The sequence below is a fragment of the Algibacter sp. TI.3.09 genome, from assembly GCF_038154905.1.
Classification (GTDB): domain Bacteria; phylum Bacteroidota; class Bacteroidia; order Flavobacteriales; family Flavobacteriaceae; genus Algibacter.
In genome coordinates this window covers 997,107-1,017,838 of sequence record NZ_JBAKAN010000001.1, presented here as the reverse complement: position 1 = coordinate 1,017,838, position 20,732 = coordinate 997,107, and the positions used below count along the sequence as shown (strand labels likewise).

At 33.4% G+C, this 20,732-nt stretch carries 13 protein-coding genes; 7 read left to right on the top strand and 6 right to left on the bottom strand.

Annotation, left to right across the window (positions count from 1 at the left end):
- Positions 1-42: 42 nt before the first annotated feature.
- The 4 genes from V6246_RS04005 to V6246_RS03990 all read right to left on the bottom strand — a co-directional run bounded on the left by V6246_RS04005 (position 43) and on the right by V6246_RS03990 (position 12,140).
- Positions 43-1,968 carry an OmpA family protein gene (locus V6246_RS04005; RefSeq protein ID WP_341559061.1) on the bottom strand — a complete coding sequence of 642 codons (1,926 nt, stop codon included), beginning with the start codon at positions 1,966-1,968 and terminating at the stop codon, positions 43-45.
- Positions 1,969-2,059: 91 nt separating this feature from the next.
- The gene (locus tag V6246_RS04000; protein WP_341559060.1) at positions 2,060-2,986 is read right to left on the bottom strand and encodes a PorP/SprF family type IX secretion system membrane protein; all 927 of its coding nucleotides are present in this window, start codon (positions 2,984-2,986) and stop codon (positions 2,060-2,062) included.
- Between the two features lie 11 nt (positions 2,987-2,997).
- The gene (locus V6246_RS03995; RefSeq protein ID WP_341559059.1) at positions 2,998-11,577 is read right to left on the bottom strand and encodes an HYR domain-containing protein; all 8,580 of its coding nucleotides are present in this window, start codon (positions 11,575-11,577) and stop codon (positions 2,998-3,000) included.
- 32 nt (positions 11,578-11,609) lie between these two features.
- Entirely contained in the window at positions 11,610-12,140 is a 531-nt protein-coding gene (locus V6246_RS03990) for a hypothetical protein (protein ID WP_341559058.1), read from the bottom strand.
- A gap of 460 nt (positions 12,141-12,600) precedes the next feature.
- On the opposite strand from V6246_RS03990, the gene V6246_RS03985 reads away from it, so the two are divergent.
- The 4 genes from V6246_RS03985 to V6246_RS03970 all read left to right on the top strand — a co-directional run bounded on the left by V6246_RS03985 (position 12,601) and on the right by V6246_RS03970 (position 16,863).
- Positions 12,601-13,086 carry a SixA phosphatase family protein gene (locus V6246_RS03985; protein ID WP_341559057.1) on the top strand — a complete coding sequence of 162 codons (486 nt, stop codon included), beginning with the start codon at positions 12,601-12,603 and terminating at the stop codon, positions 13,084-13,086.
- Between the two features lie 176 nt (positions 13,087-13,262).
- Positions 13,263-15,329, top strand: a complete 2,067-nt coding sequence (gene ppk1 / locus V6246_RS03980; protein WP_159020489.1) for a polyphosphate kinase 1 — start codon at positions 13,263-13,265, stop codon at positions 15,327-15,329.
- Position 15,330: 1 nt separating this feature from the next.
- Complete coding sequence (locus V6246_RS03975; RefSeq protein WP_341559056.1) at positions 15,331-16,236, top strand: Ppx/GppA phosphatase family protein; 906 nt, start codon at positions 15,331-15,333, stop codon at positions 16,234-16,236.
- A gap of 99 nt (positions 16,237-16,335) precedes the next feature.
- Entirely contained in the window at positions 16,336-16,863 is a 528-nt protein-coding gene (locus V6246_RS03970; RefSeq protein WP_341559055.1) for a porin family protein, read from the top strand.
- A 49-nt stretch (positions 16,864-16,912) separates the two neighbouring features.
- Here V6246_RS03970 and V6246_RS03965 read toward each other — a convergent pair whose 3' ends face one another.
- Together V6246_RS03965 and V6246_RS03960 are read right to left on the bottom strand one after the other, a co-directional pair.
- A complete protein-coding gene (locus tag V6246_RS03965) occupies positions 16,913-17,494 on the bottom strand; it encodes a tRNA-(ms[2]io[6]A)-hydroxylase (protein ID WP_042501210.1) in 582 nt (193 codons plus the stop codon).
- A gap of 1 nt (position 17,495) precedes the next feature.
- Entirely contained in the window at positions 17,496-18,065 is a 570-nt protein-coding gene (locus V6246_RS03960) for a hypothetical protein (protein ID WP_341559054.1), read from the bottom strand.
- Between the two features lie 184 nt (positions 18,066-18,249).
- Here V6246_RS03960 and V6246_RS03955 point away from each other — a divergent pair, with 184 nt between their 5' ends.
- The 3 genes from V6246_RS03955 to V6246_RS03945 all read left to right on the top strand — a co-directional run bounded on the left by V6246_RS03955 (position 18,250) and on the right by V6246_RS03945 (position 20,721).
- Positions 18,250-19,428: a DUF3095 domain-containing protein gene (locus V6246_RS03955; RefSeq protein WP_341559053.1), complete on the top strand. Its 1,179-nt coding sequence runs from the start codon at positions 18,250-18,252 to the stop codon at positions 19,426-19,428.
- A 195-nt stretch (positions 19,429-19,623) separates the two neighbouring features.
- The gene (locus V6246_RS03950) at positions 19,624-20,100 is read left to right on the top strand and encodes an Hsp20/alpha crystallin family protein (protein ID WP_341559052.1); all 477 of its coding nucleotides are present in this window, start codon (positions 19,624-19,626) and stop codon (positions 20,098-20,100) included.
- Positions 20,101-20,244: 144 nt separating this feature from the next.
- A complete protein-coding gene (locus tag V6246_RS03945; protein ID WP_341559051.1) occupies positions 20,245-20,721 on the top strand; it encodes a hypothetical protein in 477 nt (158 codons plus the stop codon).
- The last annotated feature ends 11 nt before the right edge of the window (positions 20,722-20,732 follow it).

Genomic DNA, 20,732 nt, shown 5'->3' with positions numbered 1-20,732 from the left:
AGGTTTTAGGTATTATAAAACACATGCGATTACATGTCTTTATTATTCCATTTTTATTACTATAAACTGTGTACGTCTGTTTAACTGGTGGTCTTTTTCCTCACAATTTTGCCCATCTTCACAACCATTTGTTAATCTACGCTCACCAAATCCTTCATGTTCTGTAATTCTTTCAGGGTTTACTCCTTTAGAGATTATATACTCGTAAGTTGAATTTGCTCTATCTATAGATAGTTTATCATTGTAAGATAGTAGCCCTCTAGAATCGGTATGCGATTCAATTCTAATTACCATTTCTGGATAAACATTCAACATTAAATCTACAATTTTATCTAATTCTAAAGCCGCATCCGGACGAATGTTATGCTTGTTGAAATCGAAATAAATGGTGTTTAATTCCGCTAGCTTTATAACATCTGGTACAGGGTTTAAAAGTAAATTGGCTGTAATTGAGGTTAACTCGGTTTGCAGGTGTTTAGATGTAAATGTTCTGTAATCGTCGATGTATTTTTTCTGACTTGCAATAATTTTATAATCTTGATTTCTGTCTATATTTATTTGATAGAAACCATTTTTATCTGTAGTCATGTAAGCTACTTTTTCTCCTTTTGAGTTTATAAGTTGAATAACCGAATTTGGAATTGGTTTAGAGTTAATAGCGTCGCTAACCACACCTTCTACATGTAGAACAGGTTTTCTGTGGTAAGCATAAATATCATCGTCACCACGACCGCCAACACGATTAGAAGCGAAATAGCCCGTAATACCGTTGGGATTCATGCTAAAAGAAAAATCATCCTTATTCGAGTTAATTGGAACGCCTAAATTGATAACATCTACAACTTCGTCTGCTTGATCATCTTCACCTCTAATGGTGGCAAAAATATCTAACAAACCTAAACCTACATGTCCTCCAGAAGAGAAGAATAAGGTTCCTTCATTATTAATAAATGGAAAACCATCGGCCTGATCTGTATTAATTACTGGGCCAACATTTTCGGGTTCACCTAAAGTGCCATCAGCATTTATATCTACAACGTAAATATCCGAACCGCCAAAACCTCCTGGTCTATCTGATGCAAAATATAATTTTGTATCATCATTATTTAAAGCGGGGTGTTGTGTTGAATAATCGGCATTATTGATAGATAAATCTTCAACGTCTGTCCAAAGACTATCACGTAGTTTAGCTCTATATATTTTCATGTTGGTTAAACCCTTTGCGTCTTTTTCTTCAACTTGATCTTTATAGTTGTTTCTAGAAAAGTACATGGTCTTTCCATCTTTAGTAATCACCACAGGACCATCATGATAAATGGAATTTACATCCCCCTTAAGTTTGGCTGTATGGTTTACATTACGTCTTGTTCCTGCTTGAGCGACATAGATATCTAAAAATGGTTGCTCGTTCCATCCGTAAACTCTTTTTACGGCCACACCTTCATCTCTTGCGGAAGCGAAATAAACTTGTCCGCCTTTTTCAAAAGCACCGAAATCACTATACTTAGAATTGAATCTAACCTTATCTAAAAAGTATTGTTGTTGTGAATTGAAAACACTTGTTATAAAATTTAAGTCTTTAGAAAAATCGTTAGAATTTATAACACCACCAGAATCTTTAAAGGTTTGCAACCATTCGCGAGAATCGTCATATTTTTTCATACCACGTAAAGATTGTGCGTATTTATAATAATATTCTACAGGAACATTATCCTGTTTTACAACACTTTTGTAATATCTAGATGCATTTCTAGGATCACGAAGTAGGGCATAGCAATCTGCTAATTGCCTAGTAGCGTAATCTCTATTATAGTTATTTTGAATAAGTTCTCTGTATACTTTAGAAGCCTTAACGAACGAAAATTTATTAAAAAGGGTGTCTGCTCTTTTTTGTTTTCCTTGTTGAGCAAAACCATTAATACTTAATATTAAGGCTATACAAACTAATATGTAATTTTTTAGTTTCATATATAGGGTTTTATTTCTTTTTAGTTTGTTAGTTAAGCCGATTGCGTTGAAAAATTTCTATTATGCCATTTGGCAGACATAGTAAAGTTTTTTAGAAATAACGAGGAGATTTTAATTTAGAACTCAAGAATTTGAATTCATAAATTAAAAGAACTTCATGTGTTCCTGTTGTGTAATCGGCAATTTCTGAAATTGGTTTTTCGTAAGCATAACCTAAACGTAATTGTCTAGATACTTGAAAATCTACAATACCACCAATAGCAGCTGTTTGTTCGTTTATTCTATAAGATCCGCCTAACCATATTTTTTCTTTGTAAAGGAAATTAGCAGTTAAATCGTATGATACCGGAGCGCCATTAGTTGCTTTAATTAATGCTGCTGGTTTGAATTTAAAATCTTGACTAATATCTAAAACACCACCAACAGTAAAGTAATAACTTACACGCTCTAAGGCTTCGAAGTCATTTTTGTTGTTAATGTCATTATTTAAGATTCTAGGTGCAGATAAACCTGCGTAAATACGATCTGTACTCCAGTATACACCAGCTCCAATATTTGGTGTCCAACGGTCTTCAGCTCCAAAAATTAAGGGATCTGAAAGGTTAGAACTTTCTAATCTAAAATCAGTATCAAAACTAAATTGTGTAAAACCACCTTTTAATCCGAATGCCAATTTACCGTTTTTACCTGTTGGAATTGAGTAAGAGAAATCAGCATATAAATATGAAAAGTTCTGGGGCCCTAAATCGTCTTCAATAAAAGATAAACCTAAACCAATACGATCGTTTCTTAACGGTGTGTGTATTGATAAAGTTTGTGTAATTGGTCCGCCTTTAAAACCAACCCATTGGCTTCTGTGCAATCCAACAATGCTTAATGCTTCTCTACTACCAGCATAAGCCGGGTTTATAGAGATTGTATTGTACATGTACTGGGTAAATTGCGGTAGTTGTTGCGCAATTCCAACTGTACAGCTAAACAATGCAATAGCTATTATGTTTTGTTTTAAAAATTTCATAGGTTAATATTTTATTTGGTTCCTAAATATATTGGGCCAGTTAAAGGTGCTAATCCACTATCTTGTAAATGAATAATATAATAATATGTTCCGTTAGGTAATTTTCCATTGTTTCCTATTGCAGAAGTAGGAGAGTAACCATCCCAATCGCCTTCGCTACCAGAAGTAGACATACTACCTAAAGTGTAGTTAGAAGACTCATAAACTATTGCTCCCCAACGGTTGAATATTTTTACGCTAGCAACAAAGCCACATAAATCTATTCCTGAGATATCAAACGTATCGTTTATACCATCTCCGTTTGGTGTAATAGCAGTAGAAATTGCAATATCATTTTCACCACAAGGTAATACATCACAATCCGCATGGATATTCATGGTAATTTCTGTAATGCTGATACAACCACTGTTTGTTGTAGAGTATCTAAACACATAATCAATTCCACCATCATTAGGTAAGAAATCTGCGCTAAGCTCTAGAGTAGAAGGATCGAATAAGTTATTCGTTAAAGTAGCTCTTAAATCACCTTCTAATAACTCCCAAGTACCATCGGTATCTAAGGCAGGATCAATAAATTCATTTAAATCTAAAACACCTTCTTTGTAACACCAGTCTGGTGCAACGATATCGCTATAAATTTCATCTAAAGCAACGTTTAATGTTTGTGTGTAAGTTTCACTATTATCACAAGAATCAGTAACTTTCCAAGATCTTACAATTTGGTAATTTACTAAAACCGTTTTATCAAATGAATTCGTTTCGCTGTATTCAATAGTAACATTATCCGAACAATTGTCTGTAAACTCAACTGTTGGTACTTCTGGAATATCTGTACAACTTACATCTAGTATCGCATCGAAAGTAGTAGTAGGTGTTGGCGCTGTAGTATCGATAACAGTAATTATTTGCGTATGTTCTGTTACAAGATCACAATCGTCTGTTGCTGTCCATGTTCTTGTTATGATATAATTAGAAGGACAATCGCCGTCTGTTCTTACATCGTTAACTTCTACAGCAGCATTACCACAATTATCAGTTGCAGTTAAAACTTCAGCATCAGGAATGGCATCACATTCCACTTCTAATGTTTCAGCAGGTAAAGGCGCATCGAAAACAGGAGGCGTAGTATCGCGAACTGAAATTATTTGCGTGTAAGATGCTTTGTTTTCACATTCATCTTCCGCAGTCCAAACTCTTGCAATAGTATAATTAGAAGCACAATCACCATTTGTAATGATATCTTGTACAGTAACTGTTGCTGTTCCACAAGAATCTTCAGCAGTTAATATTTCTGCCGTAGGAACCGCGTCACATTCAGCTACTAAATTAGGACTTGGTAAATCGCCAACAAATGTTGGAGCAGTGGTATCTTGTACCGTTATAGTTTGTGTAAAGCTAGTTATAAGGTTAGCAGCATCTGTTACCGTCCAGGTTCTAACTAGAGTATAGTTGTTTGTACAAGATCCGTCTGTGCGTTCTTCATTAAAAGTAACAACTGGTGTAGCGCAATTATCAGCTCCTGTAAATGTTTCAGGAGAAGGAACTACGTTACATTCTATTGTGATTGTTTCTGCTGGTAATTCTTCAACAAAAGTTGGTGGAATATTATCTACAACCGTTACTGTTTGTGTACAGTTGCTAATATTACCTTCAGAATCTGTTACCGTCCAAGTTACTAGCGTATCTCCAATAGGAAAAGCTTCCGGCGCATCGTTTACTGTAATAACGCTTGTACAATCTTGAATATCTAAAGTGCCTAATTCTACATTTGTTGCGTTGCAAGAATCTGCATCTACAAATACTGAAACATCTGCAGGACAAACAACTTCTGGTAAATTACCATCTGTTACAGTTACTTTTTGTTCGCAAGTCGTTTCGTTTCCTGATGTATCAGTTACTGTCCATGTTACAATAGTTTCACCTAAAACAAATGGCTCTAAAGCATTATTTGTAATAGAGGCTACTTCACAATTATCGCTTGTTGTTGTAAGACCTAAATCTACATTAGTTGCAGTACATTGACCAACATCGGCTGTTATAACAACATCGGCAGGGCAAGTGATAGTAGGAGCAATATTATCTTCAACAGTTACTGTAGCATCGCAAGTACTTGAGTTTCCATTTATATCAGTTGCAGTTAATGTAACAATAACATCTCCAACGTTAGAACAATCGAAACTAGTTTGTGAAGCTGTTAATGAAACTGTTCCGCAAGCATCTGTAGATCCACCATCGATATCTGAGGCCACTATAGTAGCTAAACCATCGCTATCTAATTGAACCGTGATATCTTGACATAAAATTGTTGGCGGAAGATTGTCTTCTACCGTTACAATGGCAGTACAAGTACTAACATTGTTATTAGCATCTGTTACTTCTAATGTAATGCTGTTATCTCCAACATCTGTACATGTAAAAATGGTTTGAGAAGCAACAAGTGTTACTGTTCCACAGTTATCTTTAGAACCATTATCTATATCGTCGGCCACAATAGTAGCAGTACCGTTAGAATCTAATTGCACTGTAATGCTTTGGCATATAGCTTCTGGTGCAATGTTATCTTCAACAGTTACAATAGCAGAACATGTAGAAACATTGTTGTTGTTATCTGTAACCGTAAGTTCTACCGTGTTGTCTCCAATATTTGAACAGTCGAAAGTTGTTATATCTAAACTAGTACTTAGAATACCACAAGCATCATTTGAACCATTATCAATTTGGTCAGTAGTTATTGTTGCGTTTCCGTCAGCATCTAATTGAACTGTAATAGCTTGGCATATTGCTGTTGGAGGTGTAATATCTTCAACAGTAACAATAGCATTACAAAAACTATCATTTCCATTTATATCGGTAACAGTAAGTGTTACTGTGTTTTCGCCAATGTTAGTACAATCGAATGTTGTTTGAGAAACAGAAAGAGAAACTTCTCCACTACAATCCGCAGAACCATTATCAATATCTTCTGGTAAAATTGAAGCTGTGCCTGTATTATCTAATTGTATTGTTATGTTTTTACATACAACTGTTGGGTCAATAGTGTCTTCAACAGTTACTGTAGCGGTACAAGTATCTTCGTTACCGCTAGAATCTTTTACGGTAAGTGTAACCGTGTTAGGGCCAACATCTGCACAAGTAAAGTTAAGTTGAGATGCGCTTAGCACAGGAATACCACAATTATCGGTAGAACCTCCATCTATATCACTAGCAAGAATATCAGCATTTCCAGCACTATTTAATTGAATAGTAATGTCTTTACAAATCGCTTCAGGAGCAGTGGTATCTTCAACAGTTACAATAGCAGAACATGTAGAAACATTGTTGTTGTTATCTGTAACCGTAAGTTCTACAGTGTTATCTCCAATATTTGAACAGTCGAAAGTTGTTATATCTAAACTAGTACTTTGAATACCACAAGCATCATTAGATCCGTTATCAATTTGTTCAGGTGTTATGGTTGCATTTCCATCGGCATCTAACTGAACCGTTATGGCTTGACAGATAGCTGTTGGAGGTACAATATCTAGTACTGTAACAAGTGCATCACATGTACCCGAGTTTCCATAAGCATCTGTAACTTTTAATGTAACAGTGTTTGCGCCAATGTTGGTACAATCGAATATGGTTTGAGAAGCCTCAAGTGTTACTTCACTACTACAATCTGAAGAACCATCATCAATATCACTTGGCTCGATAGATACAGATCCTGTTTCATCTAAACGGATTGTAATATTTTTACAAGCAATAACTGGAGCTACATTATCTTCAACAGTTACTAAAGCATCACAAGTCGATTCGTTACCATTTGCATCAACAGCTTTTAGTGTTACTGTATTTACTCCAACGTCAGAACAGTCGAAAGTTGTTATATCTAAACTAGTACTTTGAATACCACAAGCATCATTAGATCCGTTATCTACATCTTCAGCAGTAATAGTTGCAATTCCTGAACTATTTAATTGAACAACGATATCTTGACAAATAACAGTTGGAGCAATGTTATCTTCAACAGTTACTATTGTTGTACAAGTTGCGCTATTACCATTTATGTCGGTTACTGTTAATTCTACTGTATTGTCACCTATGGTTGAACAATCGAAAGTTGTAATATCAAGATTACGTGTATCAATTCCACATGAATCTGTAGAACCATTATCTATTTGCTCTGGAGTAATACTTGCATTACCATCACCGTCTAATTGAACCGTTATAGCTTGGCATAAAACAGTTGGCGGTGTAATATCTTCCACAGTTACTGTCGCAGTACACTTCTCTTCGTTTCCGTTTAAATCCTTTACAGTTAAAGTTACTGTATTCTCACCAACATTAGAACATTCTAAAATACTTGGAGAGACAGTCATTGTTACAGTACTACATGAATCGTAAGATCCATTATCAATATCAGCTGGAGAAATAGTAATAAAACCTTCTCCAGATAATTGAACCGTAGCATCTTTACATAACACTACTGGCGCTATATTATCTTCAATGGTTACTGTTGTTGTACAAGTAGATGTATTTCCGTTGCTATCTGTTACTGTTAATTCCACAGTGTTGTCTCCAATACTAGTACAGTCGAAAGTTGTTTTATCTAATGAAAGCGATTGAATACCACAAGCATCAGTTGAAGTATTATTAACGTCGTCTGGAGTAATGGTAACACTACCTGAAGCATCTAATTGTGCTGTAAAAGGTTGGCAAATTGCAACAGGAGCTACATTATCTTCTACGGTTACTGTTGTAGTACAAGAAGAAGCGTTTCCGTTGATATCGGTTACTGTTAATTCTACAGTATTGTCACCTATATTTGAACAATCGAAAGTTGTAATATCAAGAGTACGGGTATCAATTCCACATGAATCTGTAGAACCATTATCTATTTGTTCTGGAGTAATACTTGCATTACCAGCAGCATCTAATTGAACTGTTATGGCTTGGCAAAGAACTGTAGGAGCTACATTATCTTCTATTGTTACTGTTGTAGTACAAGAAGAAGCATTTCCGTTTATATCGGTTATTGTTAATTCTACAGTATTGTCACCTATATTTGAACAATCGAAAGTTGTAATGTCAAGAGTAAGCGTATCAATTCCACATGAGTCTGTAGAACCATTATCTATTTGGCTTGGAGTAATGGTTGCATTACCTGTAGCGTCTAATTGAACCGTTATGGCTTGGCATAGAGCGGTAGGAGCAACATTATCTTCAACCGTAACAGTTGCAGTACAAGTTTCTGAATTTCCGTTTACATCTGTAGCGGTTAATGTTACTGTATTTGCACCAATATTATCACAAGTAAAATCTGTAACATCTAAAGTAAGTGTGTCTATTCCACAAGCGTCATTCGAGCCATTATCAACATCAGTAGCATTAATTGTTACATTTCCTGTAGCATCTAATTGCGCTACAATATTCTGACAAATAACAGTAGGTTTAACATTATCTACAACAGTTACAACAGCAATACAACTTTCTACGTTGCCACCATTATCAGTAACAGTTAAGGTAACATTGTTAGCACCTAAATTAGAACAGTCGAATGTTGTTTGCGATAATGTTGTAGAGCTTAGTCCACTACAATCACTAGAACCATCATCCACATCTCCCGGCACAATAGTAGCTACACCATTTGCATCTAATTCAACAGTTATACTTTTACATGCAACATCAGGTCCTTGACTATCTATAATATTAACTGTAGTAGTACAGGTATCAATGTTTCCTGAGATATCAGTAACTGTTAAGGTTACGGTATTTGCTCCACGATTACTACAATCAAAATCTGTTTTATCTATCGTGATACTATCGATAGAACAATTATCGGTCGATCCATTATTTATATCTGCTACAGTAATTGAGGCATTACCAGAACTATCAATAGCAACATCTATTTCATTAAAACATATAGCTTCAGGAGCAATACTATCAACAACAGTAACTTCAGCAGTACATGTAGTTTCTAAACTATTAGCATCTGTAACAGTTAGTGTTATTGAGTTTACACCTAAATCAGCACAAGTAAAAGTTGTTTTAGAAGCAGAAAGTGTAATTGTTGAACAATTATCACTAGAACCATTATCAATATCGGCAGCAGTAATACTTCCATTACCACTAGCATCTAGCTCAATCGTTATATTAGCACAAATAGCTGTTGGAGGAATATTATCTACAACAGTAACTTCTGCAGTACAAGTAGAAACATTATCATTATTATCCGTTACTGTAAGTGTTACGGTGTTTGATCCTAAGTCTGCACAAGAAAAAGATTCTTTATCAACTTCTAAAGATTTAATTCCACAGATATCGTTAGAACCATTGTCTACATCACTTGGATCTAATGTTGCTAAGCCCGCTGCGTCTAAATAAATTGTAGCAGATTGGCAAAGTGCTTCGGGATTGATGTCATCAATAACAGTTACCGTTGCATCACAGGTTGCTGTTTGTCCACTTTCATCTGTTACGGTAAGTGTAACGGTGTTTACACCAACATTACTACAAGTGAATTCAGTTTGTGAAGCGGATAATGTAACCTCTCCATTACAAGCAGAAGAGCTGTCGTTTATTTGATCTGCAGTTATAGTTGCATTTCCAGCAGCATCTAATATGACGTCTATATCTTTACAAACCGCCGTTGGAGGAGGCGATGGCATTCTTGTTATCTGTTGTGTTACGTTGGTAATATTATCACAATCATCGGTAATACTATATGTTCTTGTAATAACCTCTGGTGTTGCATTGTTTGATACATCTCCAACAAAAGCAACTGTAGGTGTTTCACCTGAATTATCTTGTAAGTTAGTTACTAAAGCGGTATCTGCAACAGGTACAACCTCGCCACAATTAATCATTAAATCTTCTGGCGCATCTCCGGTAGGAGGTGAGTCTACATAACTTTTATAATTGATAGGTATAGTTATTGGTGCTGGTATACTTGCTCCAATACAATTACCAGACATTTCGTAACCTTGAATTAAAGTAAGATCGAATGGTGCTCCAGAAATAGCACCTACACCACTAATTTTTCCGTTTACAGCTACAGATTTATCTTCACCATCTTGGTAAAAATCACAATCTGTGGTTACTGTTAAAGAGAAGCTTATACTTGCTAATACCGTATCTGAATTTGTTACTACCGGTAGCGTGCCAATTTCCCATACAATAGCTCCATTGGTTCCAATGGTAGGATCTATTTTAGAAGTTGGAGCAGGAACAATACTACTTTTTATGTTTATATTTAAATTATCAGGATTTACCGAATCAGGCAGTGGTATTGTAACAACGGTATTGTTTGTTGCTTCAGTTCCTCTATTTGTTATCTCAATAATATATTCAGCACTGTCAGTAGGTTCCAAACTTGTAGGAGCAGTTCCACTGACGCTTGTAGCAGTTATAACACCTTCTGGCTCTGGAATATAAGCATCTACAGCAAAAGTAGCGTTGAAAATAATATAAGTATCTTGTGTAGAGTTATATTTAAATCGAGTATAATCTTGGTTGTTATCAATTAAGGACTTATCTGAGTTTTCAATATTGAACATTGCAATATCAACACCTGTATTATTTTTTAGATCTGGAGTTCGTTTTCCTGAAGCTCCATTATGTGTGTATATTGAAGAGTTAAAGAAGTTCCCCACAGTATTACCAGGGTGTACTAAATCGCGATAAGAATTGTTTAGAAAAGTAGCAGGTATGCCTTCAACATCATCAGTATCAGGAATAATCATGGCAAGTCTATCTCCACCAATTCCAACATCACCTTCACCAGCCATTACACCTAGCTTAATATTTACATCACCTGTTTGAACGGCTTTAAACCCGCTTACATCAATAAATTCATCACCACCACCAGAACTCACATAGGCAAAGCCATCGAAAATAGTGATATCACGCCATTTCATTTTGTAGTTATCGTAAACAACAACTAAACCCCAACCACCAGAATAACCAGTAGGGTAACCGTTACCTTCTATAGTTGCAATATCTCCAACGGTATATACTCCAGCACCAGCATTATCAATTACTAATTGAGTAACATCAGCAAAAGCAGCATACATATTGTTCGATTCATCGTCTGGGAATTCAATACCTGTCGCTGTAATCTCTTCGTAATCAAAACCAGGACCTTTAAATAGTACTTTAGTTTTATCAAGGCTTTTCGTTTCAGTACCCTTAGTTGCATTAAATGTATTAGGGTTTCCATCTCCATCTTCGTTTGCATCTGGTCCGTCAAGACTAGCTCTACCGGTCCAATAAAGTCCGGCATAGATAATATTAGAACATTCTGGAAGTGCTCCATTTTCTGTTGAAAATTCTAAAACGGAAGACGATGAGTTGAAGGTTCTAGAATCACCATCGATATCCACATATCTCATGTCTTCACCATTACTAGAGGTTTCATCGTAATCGGTAAGAGTAAGGTTGGTATTTCCAATCATGGAAAAATCACCCTTTATATTAAAAGAACTTACTCTCGGAGTAAATTCAACTACTTGGCTATAACCGTTAAAAACAGATAAGAGAAGCAAAACAGTAAAACACATCAAACTAAGTGATGTGTTAAATACTGAAAATTGTTTAGTGTAGAATTTTTTCATTTCTTAATTTTTATTAAAATCGAAATATTATGTTATGAAGGCCTAACTGAAGTATAAAACACACGTACATTGCTGTTCGATATGTTTTTTACAAAACCTTTAATTTGTTCGTTATTACAATCAAAATGGCATCTAATATATAGGTACTTTAATTTTGATAATCCAGATTCACTAGATAAATTAATAGGCGTAATTAAATCAGCAATACTGTTTAAGGTAATTGTAATTAATTCAACATTTTCGTAATTTCCTGTATCTTGTTTCACTAAGTTTAAAGAAGCAACATCATCAAGGGTGAGTTTTACTACGTCACCATCACCGTATGTGTTCTTTAATTTATTGTTAGCTAGATAAGCTGTTGGATAAAGTTTTTGAGAAAGATTATAAAATTCAGTTCTAGTATCTGAAGTTTTCGATTTACTTGCTGTGGCTCTAGAAAATTGGCTAGAAGCGTTTAACTCATAAATTCCATGTTCTTGTGCGTTACTTTCGTGATTAGATAAAAGTACTACAGCACAAAACAGTGCGATACTTTTAAGTAGGTTAGATAAGTTGTTTTTCATAATCATTCAGTCAATTTTTAATATATAATAACACTTTAGGGCACATTCAAGTTCAAATAAGTCTCAGGTATGCACTATTTGTGTATGTCAAATAATATGTTCAAAGTCTTCTTAGGGAAGAAACAAAATGCCAAAGCACTGCAAAACAATACAGATATTAGGTTTAAAATTAGATTTGGGATCATAATTTTTTATATTTTATAGGTTCATCAAAAGAAAGCATTGAAAGCATGTTAATCAAATATAAATGGTAAATCACTAATAAAGTCGTTGTAAGGTTCTTTGCTTTCACTTAATCGGTTATTAGTATATTTTGAACGATTGCCCTTGCTTCAAATAAATATATTTGAGAGAAATTCTGAGCAACTCAATTTTTTTAATAAATTTATGTGCAAATAAATTGAATTTCATCGAGTCAAAAAACTATATGTCGATGAAATTTAGTGCTTTATCGATAAAAATGAAAAAATTAATACTAGTCCGCCATGCTAAATCTTCATGGAAACATAATGTAATAGATCACGAACGACCATTAAATGAACGCGGATTAGAAGATGCAAGTCTTGTTTCTAGTCACTTCAAAGATTTTATTTTAATGCCCGATTTAGTGATTTCTAGTGATGCTACAAGAGCAAAAACTACAGCAGATATTTTTATTTCTGAACTTAAAATTTCTTCGGAAATCGTACAGTATAACCATGAAGCGTATGACTTTTCAGGCGAAATGTTAACGCGTGTTATCAAATCTTGTCCACAATCTGTAAATACGCTTATGGTTTTTGGTCATAATCATGCTATTACAGATTTTGTAAATTCCTTTGGAAGCAAGTTTATTGACAATGTTCCTACCTGTGGTTTGGTTATTATAGATTTTAATGTTGATAACTGGGAAGCTATTGAAAATGGGGAAACTGTCACTACAATATTTCCAAAAGACTTAAAATAAGAGAGTTAAAGTTTTTTAAGGTTTTGTTTTTTCGAATTCTTCGATAAAAGGTATTTGTCAATGGATAAAAATTAATTATATTCCTCTAAAATTAAATATTTGATAACCCTAAATTGCTGTTTTTTTACATGTAAATAGAATATATTTGTTTTTTACATGTTTCAATTAAAAGTACAATGATAAAAACTGAACCCGTCCATAATAATAGTTATATAAATAGAGAAATAAGTTGGTTGCAATTTAATGCACGTGTACTGCAAGAAGCCACTTGTAACAATGTACCTTTAATAGAACGACTTCGTTTTTTAGGTATTTTTTCTAATAATTTAGATGAATTTTTTAAAGTGCGTTACGCTACCGTTAAACGAATTGTAGAAGCTGGTAAAGGTGGTAAAAACGAGTTAGGTGGTATAAAAGCCAAGGAATTATTAGATATAATTACACAAATTGTAATTAAGCAACAGAGTGAAAGTTTAGACATTTTAAATGATGTTAAATGTAAACTAGAAAAAGAAGATATTTACATTATAAACGAAACTCAAATAGATGAATCTCAGCATGAATTTATAAGGAATTACTTTATTAAAACAGTAAGTCCTGCTTTGGTCACCATTATACTTAACGATTTGGTAGTACTGCCAAACTTAAAAGATAGTGCTGCATATTTGGCTGTGCGTATGCTTATGGCTGGCGATCACAAGCAATTTGCTTTAATTGAAATACCAAAATCTATAGATCGTTTTGTAGAGTTACCGAAACAAGGTAATAAAAGTTATATTATATTGATTGACGATTTATTACGCTATTGCTTAAGAGACATTTTTAACATTTTTGATTATAAGACTATTTCGGCTCATATGATTAAAATCACTAGAGATGGTGAGCTAGATTTTGATAGTGATTTAAGTAAAAGTTTTATTGAAAAAATATCCGATAGTGTAAAGCACAGACAAGTTGGCGAGCCTGTCCGCTTTGTTTACGATAAAACTATACATAAAGAAACATTACAGTATTTAATGTCTAAAATGGGCATTGATGATACCGATAGTATAATTCCTGGTGGGCGTTACCATAACCGTAGAGATTACATGGGCTTCCCGAGTTTAGGCCGACAAGATTTACTTTATGATAAAATAGAGCCTTTACCAATTAAAGGACTTACTTTTCAAGAGAGTATTTTTCAAGCGATTACTAAAAAGGATTATTTGCTTTATGCGCCTTATCAAACATTTTCTTATGTTGTTAAGTTCTTGCGAGAAGCAGCATTAGACCCACAAGTGAAAACTATAAAAATCACGATTTATCGTTTAGCTGAAATTTCTCATATTGCGAGTTCACTTATTAATGCAGCCATTAACGGAAAAGCGGTAACAGTTTCTATTGAGTTACGTGCTAGATTTGATGAGCAAGCCAATATAGATTACGCCGAGCAAATGCAGAGCGAAGGCATTAACCTTATATTTGGTGTAGCAGGGCTTAAGGTACACAGTAAAATGTGTATTGTAGAGCGCGAAGAAGGGAAAAAACTTAAGCGTTACGGTTTTATAAGTACAGGGAATTTTAATGAGTCTACTGCCAAAATTTATACCGATTACACACTGTTTACAGCAGACCAACGTATTTTAAAAGACGTTAATAAAATATTTAGTTTCTTCCAAGCGAATTATAAAATCTACAGCTATAAACATTTAATAGTTTCACCACATTATACGCAAAAATCTATTTTCAAATTAATTGATAAAGAGATAGAAAATGTAAAAAATGGTAAAGAAGGTTTAATACGTTTAAAAATGAATAGTGTATCGAGTTATACTATGATTGATAAATTGTATGAGGCGAGTCGTGGTGGTGTAAAAGTTCAAATGATTGTTCGTGGCATATGTTCGTTAATCCCTGGAATTAAAGGCATGAGCGAAAATATTGAAGTGATAAGTGTTGTCGATAAATTTTTAGAACATTCTAGAGTATATATGTTCGGAAATGATGGTGATATGAAGATCTATATTTCTTCTGCCGATTGGATGAGTAGAAACATAGAAAATAGGGTAGAAGTAAGTTGTCCTATTTATGATGAAGATGTTAAAAAGGAAATAATAGAAACCTTCGATATCAGTTGGAACGATAACGTGAAAGCGAGAATATTGAACGATTCACAAGAAAATCAATATAAAGTAAATGATGAAGAGCCATTGAGATCTCAGTTTGTGGTTTACGATTATTATCTTAAAAAATTAGAAAAGTAATATGCTTTCAATAAAAAAATATGCGGCCATAGATATTGGTTCCAACGCAGTCAGGTTACTTATATCAAATATTATTGAGCAAAAGGGCAGGCCTGTTCAGTTTAAAAAAAACTCGTTGGTTCGTGTGCCTATTCGTTTGGGAGCCGATGTATTTATTAAAAACAAAATTTCTAAAGAAAATACAGCACGTATTTTAGATACTATGTTGGCTTTTAAATTACTTATGAAATCTCATAAAGTAGTTAAATATAAAGCCTGTGCAACGTCTGCAATGCGAGAATCTGATAATGGTGCTAAAGTGGTAGAAGCTGTTTTAAAACACGCTGGGATAAAAATCGATGTTATTGATGGTGAAGAAGAAGCTGCTATTATTGCTGCAACAGATTTAAATAAATTTATAGAGCCAAACAAAATATACTTATATGTAGATGTAGGTGGTGGTAGTACTGAGTTTACTGTAATAGATCATGGAAAACAAGTAATTTCTAGATCGTTTAAAATTGGTACAGTAAGGTTGCTTAACGATATGGTTAGAAAGGAAACCTGGCAAGAGTTACAAACCTGGATTGGTGATAACACCAAAGTTTATGATAAAATTGAAGTTATAGGTTCTGGTGGAAATATTAATAAAATTTTCAAGATTTCTGGTAAGGCAATGGGGAAACCGCTAACGTACTTTTACATGACTTCTTATTACAACACACTTCAAAGTTACTCTTACGAGGAACGTATTACGGAGTTAGATTTAAATCAGGATAGAGCCGATGTAATTATACCTGCTATGCGTATATACATGTCTGCCATGAAGTGGAGTGGAGCCAAAAATATTTATGTTCCTAAAATTGGATTAGCCGATGGAATCATAAAAAGTATTTACTATGATACGGTTTCGAGTAATACACAGTAAAATCTTGCACTTTACCTACATTAATTGTATGCTTTTAATTTTATAATATATATTCGCACACATATTGTGGTATAAATTACAAACCCAAACCTATTTGTTATGAAAAAAATATTACTCTTTACTCTTTTACTAAGCCTGTCTTTTTATGGTTTTTCACAAGATATAAAATACGGAGTTCGCGGTGGTTATAATATTTCTAATTTAGATTTCGACGAACCATATTCAATAGAAAATAAACATAGAAATAGTATTTATTTCGGAGCTTTTGCAACCATTAGCCTAAATAAAACATTGTCATTAATGCCAGAATTTCAATTTTCTGCGGAAGGGGCAAAGGAAGAAGTAATTAATCTAGATTATTTACAAATGCCTGTTTTATTGCGTTACAGAATAAGCGAAAAGTTTCACGCAGGTCTTGGGCCGCAAGTGGGATTAAAAGTCCATAAGTACGAAGATGGTATTCGCAATTTCGCATATTCTGGAGTGGCTTCTGTAGAGTATAAAATTAACTTAATGCTTTTTGCAGATATTAGATATACTTACGGTTTCTCTAATATATTTGATGAGCACTTAGGTATTGGTGCTAAAAACAGAAACATCCAACTTGGTGTTGGTTATAAATTCTAAACAAAAAATTATTAAGCTTAATTAAGTTGAAAAAACAATGTGGTTATTTCTAACCATGTATCGTTTCAGACTTACTTAAATTAAGCATAATTTTAGCTTCATATTCAAGAAGTTGCTGCCATTTGGTATCAACTTCTTTTTTTTCGCCATATTGTCTCGCAAAACCTAAGAACATGGTGTAATGGTTCGCTTCACTTACCATTAGATTTCTATAGAATTCTGCAAGTTCCTTATCTTCTAATTCTTCAGAAAGTAATCTAAAACGCTCGCAACTTCTAGCTTCAATTAAAGCTGCATAAAGCAATCTATGTACCAATTGTGTTGTTCTACTTCCTCCCTTAGGGAAAAACTTTAAAAGCTCAATAACATAGTCGTCACGACGATCACGTCCTAAAACCCAACCACGTTCCAAAATTTTATCATGTACCATTTTAAAATGGCTAATTTCTTCTTTTACTAAAGCTACCATTTCTTGCACCAACTCGGTGTATTCAGGAAAACTAACAATTAATGAAATAGCCGTACTCGTTGCTTTTTGCTCACAAAAGGCATGATCGATTAATATTTCTTTAATGTTTTTTTCTACAATATTTACCCAGCGTGGGTCGGTTGGTAATTTTAAGCCTAACATATTAAATGGTATTTGAGAGCAAATTTATTTCTTTAATTTCAATTGATCCTAACGAATTAATTAAAATACTAAAGTCTTTGTAAGTTTCGGTTTCTAGAACTCGAAAAGAGGTGTTTAATTGCACATATTGATCTGTAGAATTTTGATAATCTATCCAAACATGTTGCATAATGGCTTGCTTCCAAAATTCCGCATTGGCGTAGCTTTCGAACAAACCTTTATTTATTAAACTTTCAGTAATTAATTCGCCATGTATTAAAACCTTTAACTGCGCTTCAAAGTCTTTATAATGCGTTTCTTTAGCGCTTAGATCTTCATCTGTAGTAATATTTGATATAAAGTTGTTTTCAAGCGAATGGTATTTTAATTTCACTTCAAATCCTGTGCTTAAAAGGGTATCGGTTAAAATTTCAACAGGTTCGCTTGGTGTATACTTTACTTTTTTAGAAAAAGATTCTAATAAATTCGAGCTTTGTAAAACATCACGGTTATTACTATACTTACGCTCTTGTCCATCGAAATGTGCAAAAACAATGGAAATAATAAATATTAAAAATATAAGTTTCTTCATGTTTTTTATAGAAATTAATACGACTAAAGACATTCAAAGATACCAAAAATCAGGCGAATGCTCTAATTGATAAAAGGGTGATTAAATGAAATTTTGATAATAATAGTTGGTTTTAAATTCGGGTATTATTATTCATTGATAAGTGTTACCTTTAAATTCATATATTTAGATACCCTCGATTAGTTTGAATAAGAAAAGCAATTTAAATTTCTACAAAAACATTTCTAAAAGCAGTTTGCCTTTGGCTGAACTTTTAAAAGATAAAACCTTGTTTTTCAATGTACCAGAAAACTGGTCTATAGTAGTAACAGATATTGAAAATTCTACAGATGCTGTTGCTCGTGGATTTCATAATGATGTAAATTTAAGTGCCACCGGAAGTATCATTACTGTATTGAATACTTTAAAATTTGTAAATAGTAAGCTTAAAATCCCTTATTTTTTTGGAGGTGATGGTTCTACTTTTATTGTACCAAATAGGGTTTTAAAACCTATACTGTTGGCTTTAAATAATTATAGCCAACATATTAAAAAATCGACAGAGTTAAATTTAAGAGTAGGATATTTAGGAGTTGAAAAGGTTTATGCAAACAATGTAAACTTAATAATCACTAAACTTAGGCATAATAAATATTTAACCACACCAGTAGTTCTAGGAAATGGCCTTAAATATGCCGAGCAGATTATAAAAGATAGTTTTAAAGCATCGGATATTTATAGCGAAAAAGCAACCAAGCTTAATTTAAATGGTATGGAATGTCGTTGGGACGAAATATACCCAAACAAAACCGATAAAAAGGTAATTTGCTTACTTGTAGATTGTGATGATGAAAGTATCCAAGCTGAAGTATATGCTGAGATTATGGCAGAAATTGATGAAGTTTTTGGGACTTTAATTAACCGAAACCCCATTTCTAGTGATAAGCTAAAACTCGATCCGTCTTTAGGGAAAATTAAAAAAGAAATGTATGCTAGAATTGGTAAATACAGCCTGAGATATTTAATTAGTAATTGGTTAATTACTTTAATTGGCGTTGTTTCTTTTAAGTTTTTTAAAGTTGGAAAACTTCAGAAAAAGCGTATTGCTCAATTAACTGATACCATTATGCTGGATGGGTTTTTAAACACCGTAATTTCGGGAACAGAAGCTCAGGTGGAAACCTTAAAAAGGTTTTTAAATAGGCTAGAGACCGAAGGAAAAATAATTTACGGTATACATATTACGCACGCCTCTATAATGTCTTGTTATATAGAAGATCGTCAGGAAAAACACATTCATTTTGTAGATGGTACAGAAGGTGGTTACACCAGTGCTGCCATCATGTTTAAAGAAAAAATGAAGAAGCTTCAGTTAAGACGATAACACCCGATTTATACCATCTTCAAATGTCAATATTTCATTATTTTATATGAATTTCTGACAAGTATTCTGAAAAAATGACAGAAATATTTAGCTAAAATAAAAAAAAATGCGTTTGGTATTTTTTTTGTTTTATACACTCCGAAACCGAAAAGGTTTCAAGTTTGAAAAACATGTTTAATTTAAAATTTTGTAATTATGAGCAACTTAGTAAATGTTCCTAAAAACGGAAGTTTAGCAAACACAAATTCAAATGCAAGCTTCCCAAGTACTTCTAATTGGTTAGATGATATTTTTAACAGAGATTTACCCTCTGTATTTACCTCTAATTTTAATACAGGTGTCTCTTTACCAAAAGTAAATATAAAGGAAACAGCCGATAACTATGTCGTTGAAATGGCTGTGCCTGGTTTAAAAAAATCAGATTTCAAATTAGATTTAGATCACCATGTGTTATCTATTTCCACAGAGAAAAAAGAAACGCACGAAGAGCAACAAGAAAACTATACGCGCAAAGAGTTTGGTTATTCGGCCTTTAAAAGAACGTTTACCTTACCCGAAACGGTAGACGATGATAAAATTTCGGCCAATTATCAAGATGGTATTTTAAATATTCTTTTACCAAAAAAAGAAGAGGCTAAACAAAAGCCTGCGCGACAAATTAAAATTTCTTAACAGTAGAACTAAACTTTAAGCAACCGGATTATTAGATTATTAGTGAGGCTGAATTTTTTCAGCCTTACTTTATTAAATCCTTTTTGTTTAGTAAACTATGTTGTTTTTAGATGTAGATAAATGTTTAACTCAAAACTTAAAATCATGAAAAAGTGTGTTTTATTATTAGCAGTTGCATTATTAAGTATTAATTGCAGCGGACAAAAAAGTGAAGATAAAAAAGTAGAAATTACCGAAATAGAAAAACCAAAAGGATCTTGGAAAGTCGACAAAGAATTTGATGAAAATGGAAATTTAATTAAATACGATAGTATCTATTCTTGGTCTTCTAGCAACAATATAGACGAGTTATCGGCTATGGATAGAGATAGTTTAATGCAAAGTTTTAAGTCGAAGTTTTTTAATAATTATTCGAGATTTGAACATCAAGGCTTTGAGAATATGTTTTCTGAAGATTCCCTTTTTAGTAAACATTTCTTTAATGATGATTTCTTCGGAAGTGATTTCGGTACGGACTTTATGGATATAAATCAAATAACTCAAGACCTGTTTTCGAGACAAAAACAATTTTTAGAAAAGTATCAGTCTGAGTTTGTTTTACCAGAAGAAGATGAAGAATAGCGAGAGCTATT

Bases quoted from the DNA above. Each gene is read 5' to 3' on its own strand.
- V6246_RS04005 (WP_341559061.1), bottom strand. From the start codon at position 1,968: ATGAAACTAAAAAATTACATATTAGTTTGTATAGCCTTAATATTAAGT.
- V6246_RS04000 (WP_341559060.1), bottom strand. From the start codon at position 2,986: ATGAAATTTTTAAAACAAAACATAATAGCTATTGCATTGTTTAGCTGT.
- V6246_RS03995 (WP_341559059.1), bottom strand. From the start codon at position 11,577: ATGAAAAAATTCTACACTAAACAATTTTCAGTATTTAACACATCACTT.
- V6246_RS03990 (WP_341559058.1), bottom strand. From the start codon at position 12,140: ATGAAAAACAACTTATCTAACCTACTTAAAAGTATCGCACTGTTTTGT.
- V6246_RS03985 (WP_341559057.1), top strand. From the start codon at position 12,601: ATGAAAAAATTAATACTAGTCCGCCATGCTAAATCTTCATGGAAACAT.
- ppk1 (WP_159020489.1), top strand. From the start codon at position 13,263: ATGATAAAAACTGAACCCGTCCATAATAATAGTTATATAAATAGAGAA.
- V6246_RS03975 (WP_341559056.1), top strand. From the start codon at position 15,331: ATGCTTTCAATAAAAAAATATGCGGCCATAGATATTGGTTCCAACGCA.
- V6246_RS03970 (WP_341559055.1), top strand. From the start codon at position 16,336: ATGAAAAAAATATTACTCTTTACTCTTTTACTAAGCCTGTCTTTTTAT.
- V6246_RS03965 (WP_042501210.1), bottom strand. From the start codon at position 17,494: ATGTTAGGCTTAAAATTACCAACCGACCCACGCTGGGTAAATATTGTA.
- V6246_RS03960 (WP_341559054.1), bottom strand. From the start codon at position 18,065: ATGAAGAAACTTATATTTTTAATATTTATTATTTCCATTGTTTTTGCA.
- V6246_RS03950 (WP_341559052.1), top strand. From the start codon at position 19,624: ATGAGCAACTTAGTAAATGTTCCTAAAAACGGAAGTTTAGCAAACACA.
- V6246_RS03945 (WP_341559051.1), top strand. From the start codon at position 20,245: ATGAAAAAGTGTGTTTTATTATTAGCAGTTGCATTATTAAGTATTAAT.